Origin of the sequence: Rhizobium favelukesii, assembly GCF_000577275.2 — a bacterium.
Taxonomy (GTDB): Bacteria; Pseudomonadota; Alphaproteobacteria; order Rhizobiales; family Rhizobiaceae; genus Rhizobium; species Rhizobium favelukesii.
The window spans coordinates 3,753,098-3,779,467 of sequence record NZ_HG916852.1 but is presented as its reverse complement, the minus strand read 5'-3'; the positions used below and the strand labels follow the sequence as shown (position 1 = coordinate 3,779,467).

24 protein-coding genes, 1 tRNA gene and 3 pseudogenes are annotated in these 26,370 nt (G+C 61.1%); 16 read left to right on the top strand and 12 right to left on the bottom strand.

The window, feature by feature from the left end; all coding sequences use genetic code 11:
• Positions 1-69: 69 nt before the first annotated feature.
• Positions 70-984, top strand: coding sequence for a YihY/virulence factor BrkB family protein (locus LPU83_RS57175; protein ID WP_024317005.1), 915 nt, complete (start codon positions 70-72; stop codon positions 982-984).
• On the opposite strand, the gene gluQRS is transcribed toward LPU83_RS57175, so the two are convergent.
• Positions 949-1,830: a tRNA glutamyl-Q(34) synthetase GluQRS gene (gene gluQRS / locus LPU83_RS57170; RefSeq protein ID WP_024317006.1), complete on the bottom strand. Its 882-nt coding sequence runs from the start codon at positions 1,828-1,830 to the stop codon at positions 949-951. The genes LPU83_RS57175 and gluQRS overlap by 36 nt on opposite strands.
• Between gluQRS and LPU83_RS57165 the strand changes: the two genes are divergently transcribed.
• Positions 1,829-2,515, top strand: coding sequence for a DNA-3-methyladenine glycosylase family protein (locus tag LPU83_RS57165; protein WP_024317007.1), 687 nt, complete (start codon positions 1,829-1,831; stop codon positions 2,513-2,515). The two genes, gluQRS and LPU83_RS57165, sit on opposite strands and share 2 nt — an antisense overlap.
• A gap of 111 nt (positions 2,516-2,626) precedes the next feature.
• Positions 2,627-3,184 carry an HNH endonuclease gene (locus tag LPU83_RS57160; protein WP_024317008.1) on the top strand — a complete coding sequence of 186 codons (558 nt, stop codon included), beginning with the start codon at positions 2,627-2,629 and terminating at the stop codon, positions 3,182-3,184.
• A 21-nt stretch (positions 3,185-3,205) separates the two neighbouring features.
• Here LPU83_RS57160 and LPU83_RS57155 read toward each other — a convergent pair whose 3' ends face one another.
• From LPU83_RS57155 to LPU83_RS57145, 3 genes are all read right to left on the bottom strand, one after another.
• Positions 3,206-3,718 (bottom strand): disulfide bond formation protein B, encoded by a 513-nt coding sequence (locus LPU83_RS57155; protein ID WP_024317009.1) that lies wholly within the window; start codon positions 3,716-3,718, stop codon positions 3,206-3,208.
• Between the two features lie 22 nt (positions 3,719-3,740).
• On the bottom strand, positions 3,741-4,337 hold the full coding sequence (locus LPU83_RS57150) for a YqaA family protein (RefSeq protein ID WP_024317010.1): 597 nt from the start codon (positions 4,335-4,337) through the stop codon (positions 3,741-3,743).
• Between the two features lie 121 nt (positions 4,338-4,458).
• Positions 4,459-6,207: a cation:proton antiporter domain-containing protein gene (locus LPU83_RS57145; RefSeq protein WP_024317011.1), complete on the bottom strand. Its 1,749-nt coding sequence runs from the start codon at positions 6,205-6,207 to the stop codon at positions 4,459-4,461.
• A 356-nt stretch (positions 6,208-6,563) separates the two neighbouring features.
• On the opposite strand from LPU83_RS57145, the gene LPU83_RS57140 reads away from it, so the two are divergent.
• Entirely contained in the window at positions 6,564-7,616 is a 1,053-nt protein-coding gene (locus tag LPU83_RS57140) for an ArnT family glycosyltransferase (protein WP_231052206.1), read from the top strand.
• A 67-nt stretch (positions 7,617-7,683) separates the two neighbouring features.
• Here the strand turns inward: LPU83_RS57140 and LPU83_RS57135 are convergent.
• Positions 7,684-7,768 (bottom strand) — tRNA-Leu (locus LPU83_RS57135).
• Positions 7,769-7,888: 120 nt separating this feature from the next.
• Entirely contained in the window at positions 7,889-9,187 is a 1,299-nt protein-coding gene (locus LPU83_RS57130; protein ID WP_024317013.1) for an MFS transporter, read from the bottom strand.
• Positions 9,188-9,311: 124 nt separating this feature from the next.
• On the opposite strand from LPU83_RS57130, the gene LPU83_RS57125 reads away from it, so the two are divergent.
• The gene (locus tag LPU83_RS57125) at positions 9,312-9,896 is read left to right on the top strand and encodes a TetR/AcrR family transcriptional regulator (RefSeq protein ID WP_024317014.1); all 585 of its coding nucleotides are present in this window, start codon (positions 9,312-9,314) and stop codon (positions 9,894-9,896) included.
• On the opposite strand, the pseudogene LPU83_RS57120 reads toward LPU83_RS57125, so the two are convergent.
• Positions 9,893-10,686, bottom strand: a pseudogene (locus LPU83_RS57120) (class I SAM-dependent methyltransferase). The gene LPU83_RS57125 and the pseudogene LPU83_RS57120 overlap by 4 nt on opposite strands.
• Before the next feature lie 71 nt (positions 10,687-10,757).
• On the bottom strand, positions 10,758-11,738 hold the full coding sequence (locus tag LPU83_RS57115) for an aldo/keto reductase (RefSeq protein WP_024317015.1): 981 nt from the start codon (positions 11,736-11,738) through the stop codon (positions 10,758-10,760).
• A 183-nt stretch (positions 11,739-11,921) separates the two neighbouring features.
• On the opposite strand from LPU83_RS57115, the gene LPU83_RS57110 reads away from it, so the two are divergent.
• Positions 11,922-13,550, top strand: coding sequence for an AMP-binding protein (locus LPU83_RS57110; RefSeq protein ID WP_024317016.1), 1,629 nt, complete (start codon positions 11,922-11,924; stop codon positions 13,548-13,550).
• A 15-nt stretch (positions 13,551-13,565) separates the two neighbouring features.
• On the opposite strand, the gene LPU83_RS57105 is transcribed toward LPU83_RS57110, so the two are convergent.
• From LPU83_RS57105 to secA, 3 genes are all read right to left on the bottom strand, one after another.
• On the bottom strand, positions 13,566-14,855 hold the full coding sequence (locus LPU83_RS57105; protein WP_024317017.1) for a GNAT family N-acetyltransferase: 1,290 nt from the start codon (positions 14,853-14,855) through the stop codon (positions 13,566-13,568).
• Position 14,856: 1 nt separating this feature from the next.
• On the bottom strand, positions 14,857-16,272 hold the full coding sequence (locus LPU83_RS57100; RefSeq protein WP_029710261.1) for an oligosaccharide flippase family protein: 1,416 nt from the start codon (positions 16,270-16,272) through the stop codon (positions 14,857-14,859).
• 160 nt (positions 16,273-16,432) lie between these two features.
• The gene (secA, locus tag LPU83_RS57095; protein WP_024317019.1) at positions 16,433-19,147 is read right to left on the bottom strand and encodes a preprotein translocase subunit SecA; all 2,715 of its coding nucleotides are present in this window, start codon (positions 19,145-19,147) and stop codon (positions 16,433-16,435) included.
• Positions 19,148-19,394: 247 nt separating this feature from the next.
• Here secA and LPU83_RS57090 point away from each other — a divergent pair, with 247 nt between their 5' ends.
• The 6 genes from LPU83_RS57090 (at position 19,395) to LPU83_RS57065 (ending at position 23,517) form a co-directional block, all read left to right on the top strand.
• The gene (locus LPU83_RS57090) at positions 19,395-20,282 is read left to right on the top strand and encodes a peptidylprolyl isomerase (RefSeq protein WP_024317020.1); all 888 of its coding nucleotides are present in this window, start codon (positions 19,395-19,397) and stop codon (positions 20,280-20,282) included.
• 117 nt (positions 20,283-20,399) lie between these two features.
• The gene (gene argJ / locus LPU83_RS57085) at positions 20,400-21,641 is read left to right on the top strand and encodes a bifunctional glutamate N-acetyltransferase/amino-acid acetyltransferase ArgJ (protein ID WP_024317021.1); all 1,242 of its coding nucleotides are present in this window, start codon (positions 20,400-20,402) and stop codon (positions 21,639-21,641) included.
• Positions 21,610-22,431 (top strand): GNAT family N-acetyltransferase, encoded by an 822-nt coding sequence (locus tag LPU83_RS57080; RefSeq protein ID WP_029710262.1) that lies wholly within the window; start codon positions 21,610-21,612, stop codon positions 22,429-22,431. The genes argJ and LPU83_RS57080 overlap by 32 nt, the downstream gene beginning before the upstream one ends.
• Complete coding sequence (gene mutT / locus LPU83_RS57075; RefSeq protein ID WP_024317023.1) at positions 22,428-22,841, top strand: 8-oxo-dGTP diphosphatase MutT; 414 nt, start codon at positions 22,428-22,430, stop codon at positions 22,839-22,841. The genes LPU83_RS57080 and mutT overlap by 4 nt, the downstream gene beginning before the upstream one ends.
• Before the next feature lie 123 nt (positions 22,842-22,964).
• Positions 22,965-23,282, top strand: coding sequence for a hypothetical protein (locus LPU83_RS57070; protein ID WP_024317024.1), 318 nt, complete (start codon positions 22,965-22,967; stop codon positions 23,280-23,282).
• A 64-nt stretch (positions 23,283-23,346) separates the two neighbouring features.
• Entirely contained in the window at positions 23,347-23,517 is a 171-nt protein-coding gene (locus tag LPU83_RS57065; protein WP_024317025.1) for a Flp family type IVb pilin, read from the top strand.
• A gap of 13 nt (positions 23,518-23,530) precedes the next feature.
• On the opposite strand, the gene LPU83_RS57060 is transcribed toward LPU83_RS57065, so the two are convergent.
• A complete protein-coding gene (locus LPU83_RS57060) occupies positions 23,531-24,415 on the bottom strand; it encodes a methyltransferase domain-containing protein (protein ID WP_024317026.1) in 885 nt (294 codons plus the stop codon).
• A gap of 90 nt (positions 24,416-24,505) precedes the next feature.
• Between LPU83_RS57060 and LPU83_RS57055 the strand changes: the two are divergent.
• The 4 genes and pseudogenes from LPU83_RS57055 to LPU83_RS57040 all read left to right on the top strand — a co-directional run.
• Positions 24,506-24,787: pseudogene (locus LPU83_RS57055) on the top strand (ComF family protein); the annotation flags it as partial.
• A 33-nt stretch (positions 24,788-24,820) separates the two neighbouring features.
• Positions 24,821-25,077, top strand: a pseudogene (gene grxC / locus LPU83_RS57050) (glutaredoxin 3).
• Between the two features lie 9 nt (positions 25,078-25,086).
• Entirely contained in the window at positions 25,087-25,944 is an 858-nt protein-coding gene (locus LPU83_RS57045; RefSeq protein WP_024317028.1) for a carbon-nitrogen hydrolase family protein, read from the top strand.
• Positions 25,941-26,369, top strand: a complete 429-nt coding sequence (locus LPU83_RS57040) for a DUF1178 family protein (RefSeq protein ID WP_024317029.1) — start codon at positions 25,941-25,943, stop codon at positions 26,367-26,369. The genes LPU83_RS57045 and LPU83_RS57040 overlap by 4 nt, the downstream gene beginning before the upstream one ends.
• Position 26,370: the final 1 nt, after the last annotated feature.

The window sequence follows — 26,370 nt, the reverse complement described above, 5'->3', positions numbered from 1 at the left end:
TCCTGTACAAAATGGGAGTGGTTTCCCATATTCGAACGGGCGACACAACGACGAAAGCCGGGAAACGGAATGCCGAAGATAATGCGCATCTTCTATGATGTGGTCTACGACGCTATCTGCCACCTTATTGAAGACGACGGCTTCGCGATGGCGAGCCATGTCGCATTGTCCACCCTTCTTGCAGTCTTTCCGTTTCTCATCTTCGGGACGACGCTCGCGACCTTCCTGGGCGCCGACCAGTTCTCGGACAGGGCGATCCATCTGATCTTCGATACCTGGCCGGAGGCAATCGCCAAGCCGCTCGTGGATCAGGTCATCCAAGTTCTGACGGTGCCGCGTGGCGGCTTGCTGACCGTGTCCGTGCTGGCGGCGGCCTACTTCGCCTCGAACGGGGTCGAAGCACTGCGAATTTCGCTCAACCGTGCCTACCGTGTCCAGGAAACGCGGCCGTGGTATCTCACCCGCCTTGCAAGCCTTGGCTATGTCCTGATCGCCGTGATTATCTTTGCGGCTGTCAGCATCCTGCTTGTCGCCGTGCCGCTTGCCCTCGATTATGCGCGTCAGTGGTTTCCGCTCTTTGCCGATACCCTTGAGGTCGTCTTCAGCTGGCGCGTCTACGGCACACTGTTCATGCTGACCGTCGGCCTCTTCGTCGTGCATCTATGGCTGCCGGCGGGGCGACGCCGCGTGTTCGACGTCGTGCCGGGCGTGCTGGTGACGTTGCTGCTCTGGTTGGCGGGGGCCTTGATCTTCGCCTACTATCTCGCGACCTTCGCCAACTACACCGCGACTTATGCGGGTCTGGCGTCGGTGATGATCGTTCTGATCTTTCTCTATATGGTCAGCGTGATCTTCATCATTGGCGCGGAGCTCAATGCTGCCCTCCTGAAGTTTCGCGTGCGTGCAATCTTCAAGAACAACTTTTTGGGCGGCGGTCAGGACAAGACGTCAAAGCCCGACAAGGCGGCGGATCTCAGCCGGTGACAGGCCGCGTTCGCGAAGCTCGGCAAGCCCGGTGTCGCTTCGGCTTTTCGAAAGCTTGCGCCCGTCTTCATCGGTGATCAGACGATGGTGGTGATAGACCGGCGCGGGCAGGCCAAGCAGTGCCTGCAGCAATCGATGCACCGAGGTCGAAGGAAAGAGATCGAGCCCGCGAACCACGTGGGTGACGCCTTGCAGAGCATCATCCAGGACGACCGAGAGATGGTAGCTCGACGGCGCATCCGATCGCGACAGAACGACGTCTCCCCAGGCGCCAGGATCTGTAGGTATCCGGCCACGGTTGCCATCTCCCGTTTCCTCCCAGGAAAGGTGCTCGCCCACGGCCTGCATGGCCTTCGTCATGTCGAGCCGCCAGGCGTGTTTCAGGCCTGATGTGAGCAGTTGCTGCCGGTCGAAATCGGAGCGCTTGCGATCATCCGGTGGATAGAGCGGCGAGCCGTCAGGGTCCCTCGGCCAAGGCCCGCCATCTGCTTCGACGCTGCCGACCCGCGTTTTGATCTCGCCTCGGGTCATGAACGATGGGTAGGCGAGCCCTTCGGCAATCAAGCTGTCAAGTGCCGCCTGGTATTCCTCGAAATGCTCCGATTGCCGCCGCACCGGTCGTTCCCAGTCTATGGCGAGCCATTCGAGGTCGGCATAAATCCCTGCCTCGAATTCGGGTGTACAGCGTGTCAGGTCGATGTCTTCTATACGCAGCAGGAAGCGTCCTTCTTCCGATATCGCCATGTCTCGGTTCAGAAGGGCCGACAATGCGTGGCCAAGATGAAGCGGGCCATTGGGGCTCGGCGCAAAACGAAAGACAGGCTTTTGACGAGGATTCGCGGTCATGCTTTCTTCTGCCACGGATTCGATAGGATCGCGAGGAAGCGTGTTGATCATTCGCAGCGATGATGATGTGAGGGAGGGGCTGGGGAACCTGCTTCGCCTTGATCCGCGGCTTGCAGCCATTGCGGCCGAGGCCGGCCCCCTCCCTTTGCGGTTGCGCGAACCGGGTTTCGAGGGTCTCGCGCACGTCATCGTCTCGCAAATGGTGTCGCGAGCCAGCGCCGAAGCGATCTGGAGACGGATGCGACCGGTCGAAGGCGTGCTGACGGCGGACAACTACGTGCTCCTCCATCCCGACGCGTGGCGGGAGTTCGGCCTCTCGCGCGCCAAGGCGCAAACGCTGTCGCGCATTGCCGACGCGGTTGCTTCTGGGCGCCTCGATCTCCTTGCGCTCTCTGCTTTGCCGCCCAACGAAGGGCTGGCTAAGCTTACGGCTCTCAAGGGAATAGGTCCCTGGACCGCCGAGGTCTACTTGATGTTTTGCGGCGGCCACGCGGACGTCTTTCCTTCCGGTGACGTCGCCCTGCAGAACGCGGTGGCTGCGGCATTCGGTCTCGACGCCCGCCCGGCTGCCCGCGAGCTTGCGTCGTTGGCCCGTGCGTGGTCGCCATGGCGGTCGGTCGCGGCAAGGCTTTTCTGGGCCTACTATGCCATCAAGCTCGGTCGCGGCATGTTGCCGATCGACTGAGCGACGGCGCTTTGCATCGCGGCATTGATGCCGGAATTTATTAGACTTCACAATGCCGTCACAACCGGCCTAATATAAGAGGGCAGATGCCGAATCGATCAGGAGAGTCCCTTGACGATTGCAGTTTCCCCACAGGCCCTGCCGGCGCTCGTCCTGAACGCTGACTACAGGCCCCTGAGTTATTACCCCTTGTCGCTTTGGTCCTGGCAGGACGCGATCAAGGCGGTGTTTCTCGACCGTGTGAATATCATTGCAGAATACGAACATTCGGTGTCTTCGCCGAGCTTTTCGATGCGGCTTCCGAGCGTCGTCTGCCTCAAGACCTATGTTCAACCTTCCCGCAATCCGGCCTTTACCCGTTTCAACGTGTTTCTGCGCGACAAGTTCGAATGCCAGTATTGCGGCGAGCACGACGACCTGACCTTCGACCATGTCATTCCGCGCGCTCATGGCGGCGAGACTACATGGCAGAACGTCGTTGCGGCCTGCTCTCCCTGCAATCTGAGAAAAGGCAGCAAGCTGCCGAAACAGGCTGGCATGTTCCCGCATCAGAAGCCGTACCAGCCCACGGTGCAGGACCTGCACAATAACGGCCGGCTTTTCCCGCCGAACTATCTGCACGACAGCTGGCTCGACTATCTTTACTGGGATAGCGAACTGCAGCCCTGATCAGTCTCCCATCCGTCGGCCTCAGGCCGTTTTGCGGACGCCGATGAAGGCGAAGGCCGCTAGGATGAGGCTTGCGATCACGTTCCAGCCCGCGAAGGACAGGCCGAGGATGCGCAGCGCGGCGTCGGTGCAGGACGGACCCTTGATGCTATTCAGCTCGCCCAATAGGTCGCCGGCGTTCTGCGTCATGCTGCCTGCCGTCGTGGAGCAGGTTGCCGGCCCTTGCCAGAACTGCCACTCGACACCGGCGTGGTAGACACCCATACCAGCGCCGACGATCATCAGGATGCCGGCGGCGAGCAAGAATGCGCGGCCGATCCAGCTGGGAAGACCGACTGCCGAAGCGATCGCGCCAAGGATCGCGATCGGAATCCCGTAGTAATAGGGCTGGCGCTGCAGCAGGCAGAGCGCACAGGGGATGTACCCACCAAGATATTGAAAGCCGAGCGCGGCGCCGACCACCACCGCCATGCCAAGTGCGAGCACCATCGAGTAGCCGACGACCGGGCGAACAAGGGAAAACGAAGCAGGCATGGACGGACTCCGCGCAAATGGCTCAGTGGGCAAGTAGTTTATAAGCAATCCCGAGAGCGATGGCGACGGCGGCAATAACACCCGCAACCTGCCCAAGACGCTTTTCGATGAAGTGGCGGATCGGCTCGCCGTAACGGCGCAGCAGCCACGCGAGGAAGAAGAAGCGTGCGCCCCGTGCCACGATCGCCGAAAGGACGAAGAAGCCGAGATTCATGTGAATGACGCCGGCGAGGATCGTCACGACCTTGATCGGCGGCAGATGCGCCAAGCCCGAGGTCACCAGCAGCAACAGCAGGATTTCCCACTCGTCGTGGATATAAATCCGGAGCTGCTCGAAGGCATCGAGCTTTCCGTAGAATTCCAGAACCGGACGGGCGATCGCGTCATAGGCATAGTAGCCGAGCGCCCAACCGGCGATGCCGCCAAGAACGGAGGCGACGGTCGCGATCAGCGCATAGCGATAGGCGCGTTCCGGTTTTGCGAGCGCCATCGGCAGATAGAGAACGTCGGCAGGAACCAGAAAGACAGAGCTTTCGACGAAGGCGATAACGGCGAGCCAGACTTCGGCCGATTTCCGGGCTGCGAGAGACATGGTCCAGTCGTAGAGTCTGCGGAGCATTCCAATCCTTTCGCTTCGAGCGCATGAGCTTTATGGGGCGTCGGTGCGGCTGTAAATGCTTGCTGTGTCCTTCGTAGGGTGACGTGCCAAAAAACTTCGTGATCAAACTGAGGCGCTGAGCTCAGGAGTCGACGCTGGAGGGCTGATCGCGCTTCTGCCGCATGACGTTCATTTCGGTTCGTTCGCGTGCCATTTCGCTGACGGCCTGACGCAAAACCGGATGCTTTGCCGTGAACATGTTGAAATCGCGCCTTTCCAGCACAAAGAATTGGCAGAAATCCACGGCGACGACGTCTGCTGTGCGGCGTCCGCCACTGAGCAGCGCCATCTCGCCGAAGAATGCGCCAGGGTCCAGTCGGATCGGCTCACCCGGCAGCTGCACTTCCACCGCGCCTGACGACAGGAAGTACATGCCATCGCCTCGGTCGCCCTTGCGCATCACACGCTCGCCCGGCAAGGCAGATTTCGGCTGGAAGAGGAGCAGCAATTCCTCCTGCGAATCTTCGTCCACGTTGGCAAACAGTGGAAAGGTTTCGATAAGCTCTTGCATCTCGAGCTGATGCTTGCGCTCGCGGGCTTCGTTGATCGCCCGGATCTTTTCAAGTTCGCGGCCGAGTGCCTCATGCCGGCGGCGGCCGAAGTGATTGCTGAGGGCCGGCCATCTGCCGTGCACCTGGGTGTGTAGCGCTTCGGCGCCCATGCAGACGAGCGGATTGAGCGTGATCGAAATGATCGCGGACGCGAGGATGATATCCTGCCCATCATTCGGCAGCAATCCGAGGGAAACGCCGAGACTGGCAAGAATGAACGAGAATTCGCCGATCTGCGCCAGTCCGCCTGATACGGTCAGCGCCATTCCGATCGGATAGCGAAGCATGACTACGATGAGGAAGGAGATGATGGTCTTGCCGACGATAATCAACGCCAGTGCGCTGATCACGGCCATCGGCTGGCGCACCAGAATCGAAGGATCAAACAGCATGCCGACAGAGACGAAGAATAGCACTGAAAAGGCATTTTGAAGCGGCAGCGAATCGGCAGCGGCCCGATGGCTGAGGTTGGATTCGCTCATTACCACGCCGGCGAAAAAGGCGCCGAGCGCGAACGAGACGCCGAAGATTTGCGCGGAGCCGAATGCGATGCCAAGCGCTATGGCGAGGACCGTCAACGTGAAGAGTTCGCGTGAACCGGTTCTAGCGACCAGCGTCAGGAGCCAAGGGACGATCTTTGGTCCGAGAAAGATCGCCATGACCGCAAAAGCGCCAAATTTCAGAAGTGTCAGCGCTATCGTCACGGGAAGCGGAAGCCCGGCGCCTTGTGCAATACCGCTGGCGGCATGGCCGCCGAGCAATTCGGCAACGGCCGGCAAAAGTACCAATGCTAGAACCGTGGCAAGGTCTTCGACGATCAGCCAGCCAACCGCCACACGGCCGCTGGCCGAGTTGAGCAGGTTCCGCTCCTCCAAGGCCTTCAACAGCACAACCGTGCTTGCTACCGACAGGCTGAGGCCGAAGACGATCCCCGCACCCAGGCCCCAGCCCCACCATCTGACGAGCCCGACACCGAGCAACGTGACGACAACGATCCGGGCGATCGCGCCCGGCACGGCGATCCCGCGCACGGCAAGCAGATCGGCGGTGGAAAAATGCAAGCCAACGCCGAACATCAGCAGGATGACGCCCATCTCTGCCAATTGACTGGCAAGCCCGGCGTCGGCGACGAAGCCGGGCGTCATCGGCCCCATGGCAATACCGGCCAACAAGTATCCGACAAGCGGCGGCAGACGCACTCGATCGGCGATATAGCCGAGTATCGCCGCGCAGACGAAACTCACGGCAACTGTGGCAATAAGCGATACTTCCTGATGCACGCGTGCACTTTCCCTCTTGGCGGGCGCAGTTTGGCCGAAACGCCCGAGAAATTAAACAGTTGATTTGCAGCGCCCGGCCAATTGATGGGTAGGGCGAGATTGCGGCGGCAATGCTGCCAGGGATCGGATGCACAAGCGTTGCGTTGGAGCAACACTCTTCTTCGGAACAGCGCTGGTAAGTCCCCGAAATTGCAGGTGAACCGCTATACAGTCGATCAGAGGAATTGCATATTTCCGTCACTGAATATCCGTCCAAGCCGAATGCATATGGGGCCGAATTGACTGATACTGCTGATGGTTCATATGTTTCTGCCCGGCGTGCTACGCGGCTAAGCACACTCCTGCCGATACTTCTGGTGGCAACATACTTCACCGCCAGCTTCATTCTTAGGCTCTTGCGTGGTGGTGATCTGGCGTCCGACGAGGCACAACAAGTTGCGTTCTCGCATGCGTTGCAGCTGGGATACGGCGATCAGCCGCCGCTCTACAACTGGCTGTTCTACTGTTTTGGCAAGGTCTTCGGCGTGTCGGTCGACACACTCGCCTTCCTGAAAAATGCCACGCTGCTGGTGAGTTGCATCTTTCTCGGTTTGGCGGCCCGCAAAGTGGCGAGGGGGCGCGACACTGCTTGGATCTCCGTCCTCGGCCTGCTCAGCCTGCCCGCGATCTTTCTGCTCTCCCAGCGGGATTTGACCCATAGCGTTGGCGCCTTCGCCGCCGTTGCATTCTTCCTGTACGTGCTGGCGCGGATGGCGGAACGGCCATCGGTCGGCAACTACGCGCTTCTCGGTGCGGCTGCCGGCATGGGATTCCTTGCAAAGTACAATTTTGCGATCATTCCCGTCGCGACGGTTATTGCGCTCCTGCTCGAACCTGGACTGCGGCGATTGGTTCTCACCTGGCGGCTGGCGGTGACCATTGCGGTTGGTCTCGTCGTTGCTGGTCCGCATGTCTATTGGGTCGTTTCCCATCTCGATACGGCAACTGGCGACACGCTGACGAAGATGCGGGCTGCAACGAGCAACGAGGCTCCCAGCCAACTGAGGGCTGCCTGGCAGTTGCTGGCATCGATTGTCAAATGCTCCGCATTAACGCTCGCTGTCTTTGCCGTCGTCTATCGTGGTCATATCCGCACGATCTTCGCCGCGACCAGCGAATGGACACGCGTGATCGGCCGAATGCTTGTCATCAGCATGATTCTGGTCTTCGTGATCATGCTCGCCGTCGATGCCACGTTGATGCGTCCGAAGTGGATCTCGATCTTCTTCGTGGCTTTCCCGCTCTATCTGGCGTTCAAGGTCGATGCGGCAGGTGTTCACGTCCCCGGCGCAATCGGGAAGCTTACCGTGCTCGTCGGGGCGCTGATCTTCGTTTTCCTGGGCGTCGTTTTCGCTGCGAGTTTCCACTGAGGGCGCCATGTGACGCGGTGCTCCGGCCGAAGGAGTGAAACGCGATCAGATCAGGGATTGTTGTCGGTGGTGCCCCATGCCGGGGTCGAACCAGCACTTCTTTCGAAACTCGATTTTGAGTCGAGCGCGTCTACCAATTCCGCCAATGGGGCAACGGATACCGACGAGGCGGCTGTCTAGCATGCGTTCGCCCGCGCGCGCAAGACGGCGGGCGAAGTTCTCGGCTTGATTTGTTGGAGTTTCCGGCCTGCGAGCTGCGGACGGAAACGGCGTCAGTGCGCGCCAGCGGCGGCGGGCTGATGGAGGCCCGACTTCTTCAGCGTGATCGCGAGGATCGAGGCGAGCAGGCAGAAGGCGCCGGCGATGAAGAAGGCAGGCAGATAGCTCTGCAGTTCCGTGCGCGACCAGCCGGCGCCATAGGCGGCGGTTGCCGCTCCCAGCTGATGGCCGGCGAAGACCCAGCCGAAGACGATGCCGGCCTTTTCGCGTCCGAAGCGGTCGGCGGCGATCTTGACGGTTGGCGGCACGGTGGCGATCCAGTCGAGGCCATAGAATACGGCGAAGATCGACAGGCCGTAGAAGCTGAAGTCGCTGAAGGGCAGGAACAGCAGCGAGAGGCCACGCAGACCATAGTACCAGAAGAGCAGCCAGCGATTGTCGAAGCGGTCGGAGAGCCAGCCGGAGCCGATCGTGCCGAAGAAATCGAAGATGCCCATGACGGCAAGCACGCTCGCGGCAGCCACCGGCATGATGCCGAAGTCACCGCAAAGCGTGACGAAATGCGTCTGGATCAGACCGTTGGTGCTGAGGCCGCAGATGAAGAAGGTGGCGAACAGGATCCAGAAGGTCGAGGTGCGGGAGATTTCCTTGAGAACCGTGATCGGGGTCGCGAGCATTGCCAGCAGGCCGGACTGCGCCGGCGGCGGCGGGGTAATGTGTTCTTCGCCGAAGGCCGGCAGGTCGAGGTCGGAAGGGCGGTCGCGCATGAAGGCCAGCACGATGAGGGCGGCGAACATGATCATGCCGCAGACCAGAAAGACCGTGGCGCGCCAGCCGTAGCGTTCCGTCAATTCGGCCATCAGCGGCAAGAAGACCAACTGCCCGGTCGCCGAGCTCGCCGACAGCATGCCGACCACGAGGCCGCGATGCTTGGTGAACCAGCGGGCGGATACGGTCGCGGCGAGCACCATTGCCGTCAGCCCGGTGCCGAAGCCGACGACGACGCCCCAGAGCAGAAGCAGCTGCCAGAGCTGGGTCATGAAGAGCGAGCCGACGAAGCCGCTGCCGATCAGGGCCATGGCGAAGACGATGACCTTGCGGACGCCGAAATAGTTCATGAAGGCGGCGGAAAACGGTCCCATCAGGCCGAACAGAATGAGCCGGACGGCGAGTGCAGAGGATATCTGCGAGGTCTCCCAGCCGAACTCGTCCTGAAGCGGCTTGATGAGGACGCCGGGCGCGCCCATCGCGCCGGCGGTCACCAGCATGGTGAGGAAGGTTGCTGCGACGACCACCCATCCATAGTGGATGTTGCGTCGCGCCAGCGATGAGGCAAGTGCAGTCGATACCATGGGGGCCGTTCCGTCTTGAGTTGTCGGAGACTATCGGAAGCTTTTAGATGATGCTCATCATAATTGTTGCGTATTGATGATGGACGTCATATAAATTGTCAAGCTGCTAATTGCGGAGAACCGAATGCGGGTCAGCCGAGAAAAATTTGCCGAGAATCGCGAGAAGATCCTGACGGTTGCTGGCGTGCTGTTTCGCGAAAAAGGTTTCGACGGCATCGGCGTCGCCGACATCATGAAGGCGGCCGGGATGACGCATGGCGGATTCTACGGTCATTTCGAATCTAAGGAAGAGCTCGCGCTGGAAGTGAGCCGCGCCTTGATCGAGAAGGTGAAAATCCGCTGGAATGCGATCATCGCCTCAGCGCCGGAGCGGCCGCTTGATGCGCTGCTCAATCACTATTTATCGCGTTGTAGCGTCGATGATCCGGGCGGCAGTTGCGTCTTTGCTTCGCTTGCCCAGGAAGTCAGCCGAAGCCGCGGGGCAGTGCGCGAAGCCTTCAACGATGGGCTTTCAATGCTCGTCGACATTCTGTCCGAGATCGTTCCCGGCGAGACTTCTGAAGAGCAGCGCGTGCGGGGTTTTGCGACACTTTCGGCGATGATGGGCGCCGTCGTCCTGGCGCGCGCCGTCGAAAGCCGCGAACTCTCCGACAACTTCCTCTATACGACGCGCGATGCGCTTTCTTCCGCGAAGAGGGCTGACGGTTAGCTGCGACGTGCGATCAGGCCGCCGATCTCCACCACCTCCGAGAACACACCCTCAGGCGAAAGCTTGAGGAGGGTGCCGCGAAGTTCGGCCTCAAAGGCCGGAACCCTTTCGCCGAGCGCCTGTGGCGATGTCACCGAGGTCGAGAAGGCCCGGCCGACGATATCGTCGAGGCCGAGCCTGCGTTCCCGGACAACGGAGATTCGTTCCAGATCATTGAAGGGGGAGCGAAGCAGGATGCTTTCGTGCTCTATCCAATCCGGCCGCTTCCGACGTTCGCGATCGGCATTGCGCTCCGGCGCAAAGGTTTGACCAGCGTGTTGACCGCCTGCCGCCAGTCCGGTGTCGAGGAGATATGGCGATCGCCGAACAACGCGACGCAGCCGTCGGCGACGGTGATCTCGTCGAGAGCTTTCAGCGTCGCCGAGCGGTCCATCCAGTGAAACGAACGCCCCATGACCGACATCTTGAGCGGCGAGAAGCGCGAATCGAGATCGTAGGACGAGCCTCTGACGAAGGCGATGTCGACACCGGCAGCGGCGGCATCGGCCTCAGCGGCCTCCAGCATTTCCGGCTCGGGATCGAGGCCGATCACCGCGGCCTTGGTCAGTCGGGCAATGGCAATGCCGAGCTGTCCCGGGCCGCAACCGAGGTCGAGCACGCGCTCGCCGGCGGAAAGGCCCGTCTGTTCCGCGATCCGCTCGATGAGCCGATCGGGATAGGGAACGCGATAGCGGGCGTAGTAGGCGGCCGTGGATTGAAAGCGACGCGCCTCGAATGGAATGGTCGTCATGGCGATATCCTTGAACGGAATGCCGGTCGCCGGCTCGACGCAGGCGACCGGTGTTCTCAAAAATGACCTCGTTATTTGAAACCTTCGACCCGGTGGGGAACGTAGGGTTCCTCCATGGCCACAACATCCTCCGGCGTCAGCTTGACAGACAAGGCGGCAACCGCGTCTGCCAGCTGATTGGCCTTCGACGCGCCGATGATCGGCGCCGTCACCGCGCCTTTCTGCAGGATCCAGGCCGTGGCGATCTGGGCGCGGGAGACGCCATGCTTCTCAGCCAGCGTGCCCACGATGCCGATGATGGCGCGGTCGGCGTCTTCCGCCTGCTTGTAGAGCGTCTTGCCGAATTCATCCGTTTCGCTGCGCACGGTCTTCTCATCCCAGGCGCGCGTCAGCCGGCCACGGGCGAGAGGGCTCCAGGGGATCACCGCGATCTTCTGATCCTGGCAGAAGGGCAGCATTTCGCGCTCCTCTTCGCGATAGAGCAGGTTCAGATGATCCTGCATGCTGACGAAGGGCGTCCAGCCATTGGCGCGCGAGGTGTAGAGCATCTTGGCGAACTGCCAGGCATACATGGAGGAAGCGCCGATATAGCGCGCCTTGCCTGCCTTCACGACGTCATGCAGCGCTTCCAGCGTTTCCTCGATCGGCGTCGTATAGTCGAAACGGTGGATCTGATAGAGGTCAACATAGTCGGTGCCGAGGCGACGCAAGCTGTTGTCGATCTCGTCGAAGATCGCCTTGCGCGAGAGGCCGGCGCCGTTCGGACCGGGACGCATGCGGTTGGAGACTTTGGTCGCGAGCACGATGTCGTCCCGCTTGGAAAAGTCCCTTATCGCCCGCCCGACAATTTCCTCCGAGGAACCATCGGAGTAGGTGTTGGCGGTGTCGAAAAAGTTGATGCCGAGGTCGAGCGCCTGCCTGATCAGCGCGCGGCTGTCTTCCTCGCCGAGCGTCCAGCTGTGGTTGCCGCGGCCAGGCTCACCGAAGGTCATGCAGCCCAGGCAGATTTTCGACACTTCCAGCCCGGTACCGCCAAATTTGATGTAGTCCATGAAATTGCTCCAAACATCGAACCGCTACCCAGCGCGTCCTTTGATCTAGCGCGCCAAGCGCGAAAGTGTCGGGCACTCACACAAAAGTTTTGTGACCGATCCAAAGGAGTCCGGCAGGTCTTGCGCTTGCGTAGGCCGGGTTCCCGGTGTTAGCTGCTGCAGCATTTGACTGGATTTCCGCCGATGAGACTGCCACAGCGCGATCGCTACGAAGACCTTTACCGCGATTTTGCGTGGGACGAACCGCAGGATTTCAATATCGGCCGTGTGGTCAGCGACGACTGGGCCGAGCGGGCGCCGGAGCGTGTCTGCCTCGAGCATTTCAGCCCTGATGGCAATCACCTTTCCATGACCTACCGGGAGCTGGCGGATCGATCGTCATCGCTCGCCAATGCGCTGGTGTCGCTGGGGTTGAAGAAGGGCGATCGGGTCGCGCTGCTCCTGCCGCAGTCCTTCGAGACGGTCGTCGCGCATGTGGCGATCTACAAGATGGGCGCGATCGCGCTGCCGCTGGCGTTGCTCTTCGGCGTCGAAGCCTTGGAGTACCGGCTGCGGACGGCGGGTGCTTCCACCGTTGTCACCAATGCATTCGGGCTCGAGCGCATCAGCCAGATCCGGGAACGGCTGCCTGATTTGGCAGAGGTCATCAGCGTTGACGGCGATGGGCCCGGCGCACGATCCTTCGCGGCGCTGGTGGGAGGCCATCCGCCAATCTTCGAGGTCGCGAAGACCGCGCCACATGATCCGGCATTGATGATCTTCACGTCGGGAACGACAGGTCCGCCGAAGGGAGCCCTGCACGGCCACCAGGTGCTGGCCGGGCACATACCGGGGATGCAATTCGCCCATGAGAGCTTCCCGCAGCCGGGAGACAAGGTCTGGACGCCATCCGACTGGGCGTGGGCCGGCGGCTTGCTGAATGCGCTCCTGCCCAGCCTGCTGCTCGGCGTCCCCGTCGTTTCGTCGCCGGCGCAGAAGTTCGATGCCGACACGGCCTATCGCATTATGGCTGAGATGAGGGTGCGCAACGGCTTCATCCCGCCGACGGCATTACGGCTCCTGAAGTCGGTGCCTGATCCACGCTCGAAGTACGACCTCGTGCTGCGCACGATAGGCTCGGCCGGTGAGTCGCTCGGCGCGGAAACACAGGAATGGGTCAAGCGGACGCTCGGCATTACCGTCAACGAGTTCTATGGCCAGACGGAGTGCAATTTCGTGCTCTCGTCGAACGCCGCAATCGGTGTCAGCCGTCCCGGCGCGATCGGTCGGCCGGTGCCCGGACATCGCGTCGCGATTGTCAGCGAAACGGGTGAAGAGTTGCCGGTTGGCGAAACCGGGCAGATCGCCATCCGTCGGCCGGATCCGGTGATGTTTCTCGGCTATTGGAACGACGCGGCGGCGACAGAGCGGAAGTTTGCCGGCGACTGGCTGCTGACGGGCGATATCGGGCGCCAGGATACGGAGGGCTACGTCACCTTCTTCGGGCGGGATGACGACGTCATCACCTCCTCAGGCTATCGCATCGGGCCGGCGGAAATCGAGGATTGTCTGATCGGCCATCCCGCCGTGCAGCTTGCCGCCGCCGTCGGCAAGCTCGATCCTGTGCGTACCGAGATCGTCAAGGCCTATGTCGTACTGGCGCCGGGGTACGAGCCAAGCGATCGATTGGCCTCCGATATCAGCGAATGGGTAAAGATGCGGCTCTCCATGCACGAATATCCGCGCGAGGTGGAATTCGTCTCGGAACTGCCGTTGACGACGACAGGCAAGGTGATCCGCCGCATACTTCGCGAGCGCGCCAGCGCCGGCTGAGACCGTTTGGCGTGACTACTGAGGGGACTTCCCGCGCCGGGCAAGCGACATGATCTTCTGCCGCAGCATCTTCGCAACGTTGCGGGTGCTGCTGTACATGTGAAGCTGGGCGGCCACCTGGCGAACGTCGCGGTCGCCGTTCTGGTGAAGCCCGATCACCATGGTACCCATGTCCTCCCGTTCCTGCCAGAAACGGTTGATCATCGGGTGATCCGGAATAGCGCAGGAATCGGAGCGCACGATGTTGGCGTCGTCAAGGTGCCATTCCGTTAACTCGCCCATCAGCAGCTTGCCTGGCGAATAGCGCGCATAGGCTTCGTCGTAGGCCGTCTTCCAAGTATAGGCCTCGCTGCCCATCATCAAGACCACCATCGACGCGATCGCCTTGCCGTTGAGATCGATCGTGTGGATACGCACGGCATCGACTGCGGCGAGATTGGAAACGGCCTCGCGGGCAAAGGCGGTGTGATAGCGGTCGGTCACCAGGGCGCTGCGCTTTTTGCCCTTCCAGCCGCCTGCTTCAAGCGCGAGGAATTCCTCGAAGCGCATGTGGATGTCACGGGGCTGGCGGGCGACGCTGTAGACCACTGTGCCCTGCTCCTCGAGCAGACGCCATTGCCTGCGCATCTCGCGCATATGCGATGAAGAAATCGCTTTGCGCAGATAAGTGGCAGCGTCCTCGTCGCTCTGCAGCATGGCCCGCTGATAGGGATTCGCTATGGTGATCGGCAGGTTGCGGCTGATGGCGACTGCCCTTGCCATGCGCGCAAAGATGCCGTTCAGCCTGACATCCGGCAGCACCAGGATCGGTGGCAAGCGCAGATCGCGATGGGTCAGGCCGTCAAAGAGATTGTCCAGCGTCTCGCCTGCATCCTCGGCATCGATCAGTGGCGTGCCAAGTGGTGCGAAGCTGTTCGACCAGACACGCACGATCGAGGGGCCAACCGCGAAGCCCGGCTTTTCCACGGAAAACGGTAACAGGAAGCGCATCCGGCTGCGGGTTCCGCTCTGGTCACGCAACAGGACAAAGTTAACTTGCCTGTCGTCTAGCCGCGGCATGGCGGGCGCCAGGAATCGTGCCGTGAAGAAGACATTGGGCTCCATGGCGCGATTGGACAGGAAGTCGAGCTCTTCCTGCAGCTCGTAGCCCAGCTTCCCGGAATAGACGCAGAGCTCGCGCCCGGGACGGCCAACCGCGACGCGCGCCTCTGCCTGCGGCGTCTCGAAATCGAGAGCGGCAAGTTCGTGAACCATGCGGTTCGTCGTGAGATCGGTCGTTTCGGTAGCTGTTGGATTACGCACCATTCTATCGGACTTCCATATCTGTCTTGGCCGCGGGAGGCGTGGCAAATGCGAAGAGCGCGATGCCAAGTGCGCGTCGGACGGCAACATGCAGGAGGATGGCTTCAACGCCCATGGCCGAGGCCGTGGCGATGGCGGCGCCCTTGATGCCCAGTCCGGGAATGAGGAGCACGTTGAGGCTGATATTCGCGAAAAGCGCTCCGGCATAGAGCAAAACGCAGATGTTCTGCTTGCCGGCCATCATCAGCAGTGTTTCCGCCGGTCCGACCAGCGCCTTGGCGAGAATGCCCGCCAGCAGGATCACCATGACGAGATAGCCGGCCGTGAAAGCGCCGCCAAACAGGGAAAGCAGCAAGTGACCGGCGGCGAGAACGGCAAGCCCGATGGCGAGCGCAGGCCAGAAGGTCCACCTGGCGGCGTCGATCGCAGCAACAGCGAGCTGCTGGCGTGTCCCCTCGGCGATGAGGCTTGAGAAGCGCGGACCGGATGCCGCCTTCACCGAAAAATTGATGAAGTGAACGAGCGCCATCGTCTTGGCGGCGGCAAAGTAGATGGCGACGTCGTGCGGTTCGAGGAAGATGCCGACCACGACGACGTCGGAATTGGTCAGGAGGAAGCTGACGCCCTCGATGAGGAAGATCGGGAAGGCAACACCGAGCCAACCGAGAAAATCGACCTCGCGCGGACCTTCCTGGTAATGGCGGCGCAACCGCAGGAGCGTTGCGACATACTGCCCAACGGCGGTGACATAGGTGGCGGCAAGCGCGGCCTGCATGGCGGTCACCGCCGTGTGCGGCGCGCCGAGGCCGATCGCAGTCAGCATGAAGAGGATGATGAGAACCGGCCGGACGATATAGGCGGGGCTCAGCGCCAAGACCGGCCAGTGGTTGGCGCGCGACGTGCCTTCCAGAATATCGCCGAGGGCGATCATCGGCATGGCAATGAGACCGAGGAAGATCGGAATGACGTAATAGTTCTCGATCCTGTCGCTGAAAACATGCAGGGCGATCATGCCGATGGCGAGAGCGGCAGTGCCGGAGAGCAATCCAAAGATGCGGGCGGTGCCCGTCAGCCCGCGGATCTTCTCAAGAGCGCCTGCTGCCCTGTATTGCGGCAGGAAGCGGACGATGGCGGTGTGGAAGCCGAGGCAGGAAAGATCGCCGAAGAGGACGATCAGCACCCAGACGAATACGAAGATCCCGTACTCGTATTCGCCCATCAGGCGCGCCAGAACAATCTGCGACAGAAGGGCGAGGGCGGCGCTGACAATGCGGATAAAGAAGGCGGTCAGCGCCATGCGCTGGGCGGCTGCCTTCTCGCCGCGTGCGGTCAGGGAGGCAGCCAGCGTGCGCAGCATACGGCCCCCCGCCGGGCGTAGACCCGCAGGCAGCATCTTTTCCGCCGTCTCAATGACCGCCATCACAAACACGCAAAACTCTTCCGGCAAATCGCAGCGGAAGTCTTGCCAGAACGGCGTTAAGAAACGGTTGTAGCAAGCGGCCGGGAATTAACGCGGCGTGCGGCATCCACAAAAGAAAATGCCGCCCGAAGGCGGCATTTTCAATACATTGACTGCGGGCTCAAGCCTGTGCGAAGGCACCGTGGCAGTGTTTGAACTTCTTGCCGGAGCCACAGGGGCAGGCCTCATTGCGGCCGACATGGCCCCAGCTCGACGGATCCGCCGGGTTGCGGTTTTCCGGGGCGACAACCACTTCCGAGGCCAAGTAGGCGGGCGCGAAATCGTCTTCGCCGGTATCCGGATCGAGATGGTGCGCCTGCATGAACGGCGGCTCCGGCTCGGCCGGTGCCTGCTGCACGAGCTCGACGCGCATCATCTGTGCGGTCACAGCCTCGCGCAGGTTGTTAAGCAGCGAGGTGAAGAGCTCGAATGCTTCCGACTTGTATTCCTGCAGCGGATCGCGCTGCGCGTAGCCACGGAAACCAATAACGGAGCGCAGGTGGTCGAGGTTGACGATATGCTCGCGCCACAGGTGGTCGAGCGTCTGCATCACGATCGAGCGCTCGACGTAGTTCATGATATCGGGACCGAAGCGCTCCGCCTTCTCGGTGAAGGCCGCATTTGAAGCCTCCGTCAGGCGCTCGCGAATGTTGTCCTCGCCAATGCCTTCTTCCTTGACCCAGTCCTCGACCGGCAGATCGAGATTGAGCAGAGCAGCCGTCCGTTCCTTCAGGCCAGCCGCATCCCACTGTTCAGCATAGGCGCGCTCGGGGATATGCTTCTCGACCAAGTCTTCGATCACCTCGCGGCGCATGTCGGAGACCGTCTCGGAAATATTGGGCGATTCCATCAGCTCGAGGCGCTGTTCGAAGATCACCTTGCGCTGGTCGTTCAGAACGTCGTCGTACTTGAGCAAGTTTTTGCGGATGTCGAAGTTGCGGGCTTCGACCTTCTTCTGTGCGCGCTCCAGAGCCTTGTTGATCCAGGGATGGACGATGGCTTCGCCTTCCTTGAGACCGAGCTTCTGCAGCATGCCGTCCATGCGGTCGGAGCCGAAGATGCGCATCAGGTCATCCTGAAGCGACAGGTAGAACTTCGAGCGGCCGGGGTCGCCCTGACGGCCGGAACGGCCGCGCAGCTGGTTGTCGATGCGGCGGCTTTCGTGGCGTTCAGTGGCGATGACGTAGAGACCGCCGGCCGCGATCGCCTTGTCCTTGAGCTGCTTGATCTCTTCGCGGATTGCCTCGGTCTTCGCGTCGCGATCGGGACCGGGCTCGACCTCTGCCAGTTCACGCTCGACACGCATGTCGAGGTTGCCGCCGAGCTGGATGTCGGTACCGCGGCCTGCCATGTTGGTGGCGATCGTCACGGCGCCCGGCACGCCGGCCTGGGCGACGATGTAGGCTTCCTGCTCGTGGTAGCGGGCGTTCAGGACCTGGAAGTCCTTGAAGCCCTGCTTGCGCATCATGTCGGCGAGAAGTTCGGACTTTTCGATCGAGGTGGTACCGACGAGAACGGGCTGGCCGCGCTTCTGCGCGTCTGCGATCTCGGCGATGATCGCCTTGTACTTCTCCTCGAACGTCCGATAGACCTCGTCGTCCTCGTCGGCACGCTGGATCGGAAGGTTGGTCGGCACCTCGATGACGTCGAGGCCGTAGATGTTGCCGAATTCTTCAGCTTCCGTCTGCGCCGTGCCGGTCATGCCGGCGAGCTTGGCGTACATGCGGAAATAGTTCTGGAAGGTGATCTGCGCCAACGTCTGGTTTTCCGGCTGGATCTGCACGTTTTCCTTGGCTTCCAGCGCCTGGTGCTGGCCTTCAGAATAACGGCGGCCCGGCATCATGCGACCGGTAAATTCGTCGATGATGACGATCTCGTCGTTGCGGACGATGTAGTCCTTGTCGCGCTGGAACAGCTTGTGGGCCTTGAGCGCGTTGTTGACGTGATGGACGATCGCAACGTTTTCGATATCGTAGAGCGACTGGCCCTTCAACAGGCCGGCCTGACGCAGCAGGTTCTCCAGCTTTTCCGTGCCTTCCTCGGAGAAGTTGGCCGAGCGCTGCTTCTCGTCGATCTCGTAGTCGCCTTCCGACAGAAGCGGAATATAGGCGTCGATCGTGTTGTAGAGATCGGAGCGGTCGTCGAGCGGCCCCGAGATGATCAGCGGCGTGCGCGCTTCGTCGACGAGGATCGAGTCCACTTCGTCGACGATCGCGAAATTGTGGCCGCGCTGGACCATCTGGTTCTTCTCGTACTTCATGTTATCGCGCAGATAATCGAAGCCGAGCTCGTTGTTGGTCGCGTAGGTGATGTCGCAATTATAGGCGGCCGCGCGCTCTTCGTCCGAGAGACCGTGGACGATGACGCCCGTGGTCAGGCCGAGGAAGCCATAGATCTTGCCCATCGTCGCCGCGTCGCGGCGGGCGAGGTAGTCGTTCACGGTGACGACATGCACGCCTTTGCCAGCGAGTGCGTTGAGATAGACAGGCAGCGTGGCGACGAGCGTCTTACCTTCACCGGTCTTCATCTCGGCGATGGCGCCGTCATTGAGGATCATGCCGCCGATCAGCTGTACGTCAAAAGGTCGCATGCCGAGGACGCGGCGCGAAGCCTCGCGCACGACCGCAAAGGCCGGAACGAGGATGTCGTCCAGCGTCTTGCCGTCTGCAAGCATCTTGCGGAATTCGACCGTCTGCGCAGCCAGCTGCTCGTCGCTCAGGGCCTTCGTCTTTTCTTCGATGGCATTGATGGCGGCGACGTTCGGCTGGAAGGACCGCACGCGGCGATCATTGGCAGAGCCAAATATTTTGCGGGCTATACCGCCAAAGCTGACCATATGACTGGTCCTTTCTCAATATTTCTTCCCCGGCTTTTCTTATCCGTGGCCCGGCCGAATTTCAGGCACACGTCTCGAAACGCCAGGAAACTTTTCTGGACGCGAGGTTGCGTGACAGATAAGAGGGGGGTCGAATGATGTCAACGGATTTGGCTGATATAGAAAGGCCACATTCCGGTGTTGATGGCTGTTTCAGGCTGGATTCACGACGTTGAAGCCGGTGGGTTTAACTGTGAAGGGTTATTTGATGTTGAACTACAACAAAATCGCTGTGATGGCGTTCGCAACCTTCGTTGCGTTTCAGGCGCCGGTCTATGCGGAAGACAAGCCGGATGCCGTCGTTGCCAAGGTCGGCGATGTCGAGATTCATCAGTCTGATCTCGATCTGGCCGTCGCCAATCTCGACCCGCAGCTCGCGCAGCTGCCGGAGGGGCAGAAGAAGGTCGCCGCCCTGTCCGCCGCCATTGACGTCAAGCTGCTAGCGCAGGACGCGATTGCCGAAAAGCTCGACCAGACCGCCGAATTCAAGAAGCGCATGCAGTATCTCGCTGATCGCGAACTGCACAATGCTTATTTCAAGAAGCATGTCGTCGATACGGTCACCGATGAGGAAGTCAAGGCGCGCTACGACAAGGAAGTCGCAGCCCTGCCGAAGCAGGAAGAAGTGCACGCCCGCCATATCCTGGTGAAGACCGAGGACGAGGCCAAGGACGTCATCAAGCAGCTCGACGCCGGCAAGAACTTCGCGGACTTGGCGAAGGAAAAGTCCACCGATCCGAACAAGGCCGATGGCGGCGATCTCGGCTATTTCACCAAGGGCCGCATGGTCAAGGAATTCGAAGAGGCTGCCTTCGCACTTGAGAAGGGCACCTACACCAAGACCCCTATAAAGACGGATTTCGGTTACCACGTGATCCTGGTCGAGGATAAGCGCGACGCTCCTCCGCCGGCCTTCGACCAGGTCAAGGACCAGGTTCGCCAGCTCGTCATGCGTGACAAGTATCTCGCGCTTCTTGCTGCCGCCAAGGAAAAGTCCAAGGTCGAGATCACCGACGAGGCGCTGCGCAAGGGCTACGAGGATGCCAACAAGCAGCCGCAGCCGGGCGATGAGCCCCCCGCGCAGCCGCAGCAGTAATCTAGAATGCAGGGCCCGGTTCTTCCGGGCCCTTCACTATAATCGTTGTCGTATTTCCGCAGGGCAAGCCGGCTTATACTTCGCCCGGAAATCCTTCCAGCCACCAGGTCGATCGCCATGTCCGGTTCCATCTCTCCGCTCGCTCCGCAATCCTATGCCTCCATGCCGGCGCTGCGCGGTGTGCGCATGGCCACCGCTTCAGCGGGCATCAAGTACAAGAACCGCACCGACGTGCTGATGATGGTGTTCGACAAGCCGGCCGCAGTCGCCGGCGTCTTTACCCGCTCGAAGTGCCCGTCGGCACCCGTCGACTTCTGCCGCGCAAACCTGCCGCATGGCGCCGCACGCGCCGTTGTCGTCAATTCCGGCAATGCCAATGCATTCACCGGCCTGAAGGGCCGCCAGGCGACGGCCCTGACGGCAAAGTCCGCTGCTAGCGCTGTGGGCTGCGGCGAGAACGAAGTTTACCTCGCTTCCACCGGCGTCATCGGCGAACCGCTGGACGCAACGAAATTCTCTGGCGTTCTTGAGCAGATGCACAAGGATGCGACCGGCGACTTCTGGTTCGAGGCAGCCAAGGCGATCATGACGACCGACACCTATCCGAAGGTTGCGACCCGCAGCGCGGAGATCGGCGGCGTGAAGGTGGCGGTCAACGGCATCGCCAAGGGCGCCGGCATGATTGCGCCTGATATGGCGACGATGCTCTCGTTCGTCGTCACCGACGCGGATATCGCGCCGGCTGCGCTGCAGTCGCTCCTGTCCGCGGGCGTCGATCCGACCTTCAATTCGATGACGGTCGACAGCGACACCTCGACTTCCGACACGCTGATGCTGTTTGCTACGGGCGCGGCCGCCGAAGACGGCCAGACCCGTATTGAGAGCGCCGACGACGCGCGCCTTGCCTCCTTCCGTGCTGCCCTTAACGATCTTCTCAAGGATCTTGCGCTGCAGGTTGTGCGCGACGGCGAAGGCGCAACCAAGATGCTCGAGATCACCGTGACAGGTGCCGAAAGCGACGCCGCGGCCAAGAAGATCGCGCTCTCGATCGCCAATTCGCCGCTCGTTAAGACTGCCGCCGCCGGCGAGGATGCCAACTGGGGCCGCATCGTCATGGCCGTCGGAAAATCGGGTGAAATGGCCGATCGCGACCGGCTGGCGATCTGGTTCGGCGATGTGCGTGTTGCTGTCAACGGCGAACGCGACGCCGGCTATTCCGAGGACGCTGCGACCAACGTGATGAGAAAGCAGGATATTCCTGTGAAGGTGGACATTGGTCTCGGAAACGGCACCGCTACGGTCTGGACGTGCGACCTTACAAAGGAGTATGTCGCCATCAACGGTGACTACCGGAGCTGACCTTTCATTGACTGAAACATTTCCCAACAATGCGAATCTGCCGCTCGTGCGCAGGCTGGAGGCCGTCGGCTTCCGAGCCTGGCCGGCCTCGTCCGTGCAGTATGACGGCAGTTGGCAGGTACGACTGACCGCGGGTCACCCGTCCAACCGGCTGAACTCGATCGTGCCGCTCGATCCCTCGGACCACCGCGATGTCGAGATTCGCCTTGCCAAGGCAAGCCGCAAGTTCGAAGCCTATGGCCGCCCGGCGGTCCTGCGTCAGACGCCGCTCGCCTCGCCGGTGTTGATCGATCTCATCCGGAAGCAGCAGTGGGCATCATTCGACGAGACGATCGTCATGACCTGCGATCTTGCCCATGCGGAGCTGCCGGATACGCTTGACCACCTGCCGACGCACGATATCGGCCGTTTCGTGGATGCCAACCTGGCAACCGACGGCGTGTCGTCCAAACTGAAGCCGGCACTCGCCGAGATCATCAATGCGATCAAGCCGCCATCGGGTCTCTTCATGATTGAGGACGCGCAGACCGGGCCGCTGGCGACCGTCCTTTGCGTTCAGGACAATGACCTCGCCGGCATCATGTCGCTTTCCGTCGCCAAGGAACGTCGTCGCGAAGGACTTGGCATCGAAATCCTGACCTCCGCCCTGCGCTGGGCCAGGATGCGCAGCGCCCGTTCCGCCTGGTTGCAGGTGAAGGCGACGAATGCTCCGGCTTTGGCGCTCTACGAACGGTTCGGCTTCCATGAGGCCTACCGCTATTCCTATTGGCGACTGGAGCCGTCGCGATGAGCGAGACAGCCCGAAGCATTCTGCTTGTTGCCGCTTGCGCCCTGATCGATTCCGACGGGCGCATTTTGCTGGCGCAGCGTCCCGAGGGAAAGTCGCTTGCCGGACTTTGGGAGTTTCCCGGCGGTAAGGTTGAGCCGGGCGAGACACCGGAGGAATCGCTGGTGCGAGAGCTTCATGAGGAGCTCGGGATCACGACGAAGGTCGCCTGTCTGGCGCCGCTGAGCTTCGCGAGCCACACCTACGAGAAGTTCCATCTTCTGATGCCGCTCTATGTCTGCCGGCGCTATGAGGGAATTGCGCACGGGAAAGAAGGGCAGGCGTTGAAATGGGTGAAGCCGCAGGCTCTGCGCGACTACCCGATGCCGCCTGCCGACGAGCCGCTCATTCCGATATTGCAGGATCTACTTTAGAAATGTCTGATTATTATCCGGCAAGCGTCCAATTTGGGTGTGGATATTAATCGATCGTTTAACACCTTCTGCCAAATATCGGCCTCAATCAAGCAACTGGCGTGTGTGTGGAAGGCTTGACGCATGGACGACGATTTCTGGAAAGCTGTGAGAGAGAAAGAACGGGCCTCGACCGCCTCGAGCAGAACGGGAGTGCTAAACATCGCGCTGCTGTTTGGCACGGCTGTTGTTGCCTTGACTTTGATCTTGACGCCGATGCTTGCCGACAAGTCCAAGTCGAGCGTCTTCGCGAGCGCACCGTCCGAATTCGATACGATTACGACGGGCTCGATTCCGAAGACCGAGAGCGGCAAGCGCTATACGATCCGCCGCAGCGTCCTTCAGGAGACGCCAGGTTCCGTTTGCGTGGTTCAGGGCTACGGAGGCGGGGTCGGCTGCTGACACTGGCGTTGCTGCAGCGGCAGCCGCAACGCTTGACGACTGCCGCTCTAGCGCCGAGGTGGGCATGCGAGTAGTAAGGGCATTTCTGGTGGACGGCCGTGGCGCAACCGCAATTGAATACGGCCTGATTGCGGCACTGGTCGCGGTCGGTATGATCGCTGGATTCGGAGCGCTGAGTGGCAACCTCGCCAACGTGCTTCTCGGCATCAGCAACAATATGGCCGTACCAAACTAAAAGAAGCGGACACCTACTGCTTCAGCTTGTGTTCCTCGACCTTCAGCGCATCCGCGAGCCTGACCTTCGCCGATCCCGGGCGAAGAGGTTTTTGCTGGCTTTCGTGCGGTGCCCATCCCGAGACATAGATGATCGAGAAGGTTGCTCTGATCCGGCCGTCCGGATCGGCATAGCGTTCGGCGTAGATTTCAGCCGCCCGTAGGAAGAAGGCGCGTGTCAGAGGCTTGCGGCTGCGTGCGACGAGCGGGTTGGTCATGCCCATTGCCCGCAAGTCCTTCATTAGCGGAAAGATGGAGTCGTAGCGCACCGTATAGGTTTCGGCGTCGATTACGGGCAGGGCGAAGCCAGCGCGCTGCATTAGGCCACCGACATCGCGCACGTCGGCGAAAGGGATGACTCGTGGACTCGCGCCCCCGGTCATCTCGATTTCTGTCGCTAGCAGCACTTCCCGCAACTCCTGCAACGTGCCTGCCCCAGGAATCGCGGCAAGAAAGAGCCCATCTGGCTTGAGGGCGCGGCGGATCTGGATGAAAACGCCGGGCGTATCGTTGGTCAGGTGGAGGTTGAGCGGCGCCAACACGAGGTTGGCGGACTGCGGCTCCAGGGGAACCTCTTCCAGCGCGGCCTCGATAAAGGCCTCCTCCGCCTTCGTATAAGCTCGTTCGCTCTCGACCCGCGTCAGTCGTCCGATCTTGCCGGTCGTGATCGCCGCGTGGGCCGCCGCGCCCGTAGTACCGTGCAGTTCGACTGCGTGCTCGAAGGTCCGTTCGACCACGCCGAGGCGCTCGCCGAGTTCTTCTGCGGCGATATCGAGGAGGAAGGTCGCCTTCGGGTCGTGGTTGAGAAGCGCGCGATGTCGGTTTGTCGCGATCCGAGCCTGGTCGAAGATGATATCCATGGTGCGTTGCATAGTCCCGCCGGAGCGCCGCCGCAAGGCGATTTTCCTCAGAGGCGAAACGCGCTAATCTTTCCCGACGAGGCCGAGGGGGCGCAGCAATCCGGAAAGGCGCTTCTGCCTGCAACGCTGCTGCATCAAGCGCAGCCGCCCGCAGGTGGAGCTCGGCGCAAAGGCGCGCGAGGAGAATGTTCGCGGTGTTTTCGCCATCGGCAAGGAGCGGGATAACGACGTCTTTGGCAAGCGGCTTGTCCTCGTCGACGATGTCTACACAACCGGTGCCACGGTTGCTGCGGCAGCCAGGGTGCTTCGCAAAGCGGGGCGCAGGACATCACGGTTTTGACCTTTGCAAGGGCTCTTTCAGAAACTATATGACGAAAAGATAACTTGAATTTGTCTGGAGTTCTCATGGCACCCGTCACCATCTACACGCGCCAAGCCTGCGGTTATTGCGTGCGCGCCAAGTCGCTGCTGTCCGAAAAGGGCGTCGAATTCGTCGAGCACGATGCGACCTTTGTTCCTGAGCTTCGCCAGGAGATGATCGGCAAGTCGAACGGCCGAACGACGTTCCCCCAGATCTTCATCGGCGAGCAGCATGTCGGCGGATGCGATGACTCTATGCGCTCGATCGGGCCGGCGAGCTCGATCCTCTGCTTGCCGTGTAAGGAAGAGCGATGACGTTTAGAGCTGCCGTCATCCAGATGTGTTCCGGCGTCGATCCCGAGAGGAACGCGGCCGCAATGGCACGCCTGGTTCGCGAGGCTGCGGGAAAGGGCGCGACCTATGTCCAGACTCCCGAAATGACCGGCATGCTGCAGCGCGATCGGGCGGCTGCCAAGGCGCTGCTGCGCGATGAGGCCAACGATGTCATCGTTCGTACTGGTTCGGAGCTGGCGCGGGATCTGGGCATCTTCATGCACGTGGGGTCGACCGCAATCGCGCTGAATGACGGTAAGCTCGCCAATCGTGGCTATCTCTTCGGTCCCGACGGCAAGATCCTCAATCGCTACGACAAGATCCACATGTTCGATGTCGATCTCGACAATGGCGAGAGCTGGCGTGAAAGCGCGGCTTACCGTCCAGGATCAGAGGCGCGCGTATTGTCGCTTCCCTTTGCTGAAGTGGGCTTTGCCATCTGTTATGATGTTCGCTTCCCTGCACTTTTCCGCGCCCAGGCTGTGGCAGGGGCCGAAGTGATGACAGTGCCGGCTGCCTTCACGAAGCAGACCGGCGAAGCACATTGGGAAATCCTGCTGCGGGCGCGCGCAATCGAGAACGGCGTTTTTGTGATCGCCGCTGCCCAGGCCGGCCGTCACGAGGACGGGCGTGAGACGTTCGGACATTCGATGATCATCGATCCGTGGGGCCGTGTGCTGGCTTCGGCCGGCCCGACTGACGAAGCCGTCATCCTCGCCGAGATTGATCCCGCAGCCGTCAAGGCCGCCCATGACAAGATTCCGAACCTGAAAAACGGTCGTGATTTCTCAATCGAGAGGGTTGCAGGGGCAGTCGCAGGAGGCGTGGCCGCTTGATCCGTTATTCGCTGCATTGTGAAAATGCCCACGAATTCGAAGGCTGGTTTTCTGAAAGTGCCGACTTCGATCGCCAGGTCGCATCAGGCTTTTTAGTTTGTCCCGTCTGCAATTCCGCGTCCGTCTCCAAGCTTCTGATGGCGCCTTCCGTTTCAACCGCGCGCAGGAAGGATGAGATGCAGACGCTCGCGATGGATACGATGCGTCGGGAGGCGTTCCAGAAGCTGAAAGGGGCCGTCGCGGCGATCAAGGCCAATTCCCAGGATGTCGGAACGCGGTTTCCCGAGGAAGCGCGCAAGATCCACTACGGCGAGAGCGACGCCCGCGGGATCATCGGGCAGACCACGGCCGATGAGGCACAGGCGCTTCTGGACGAAGGCATCGAGATTGCCGCCCTACCTGTTCTGCCCGACGATGTGAATTAAG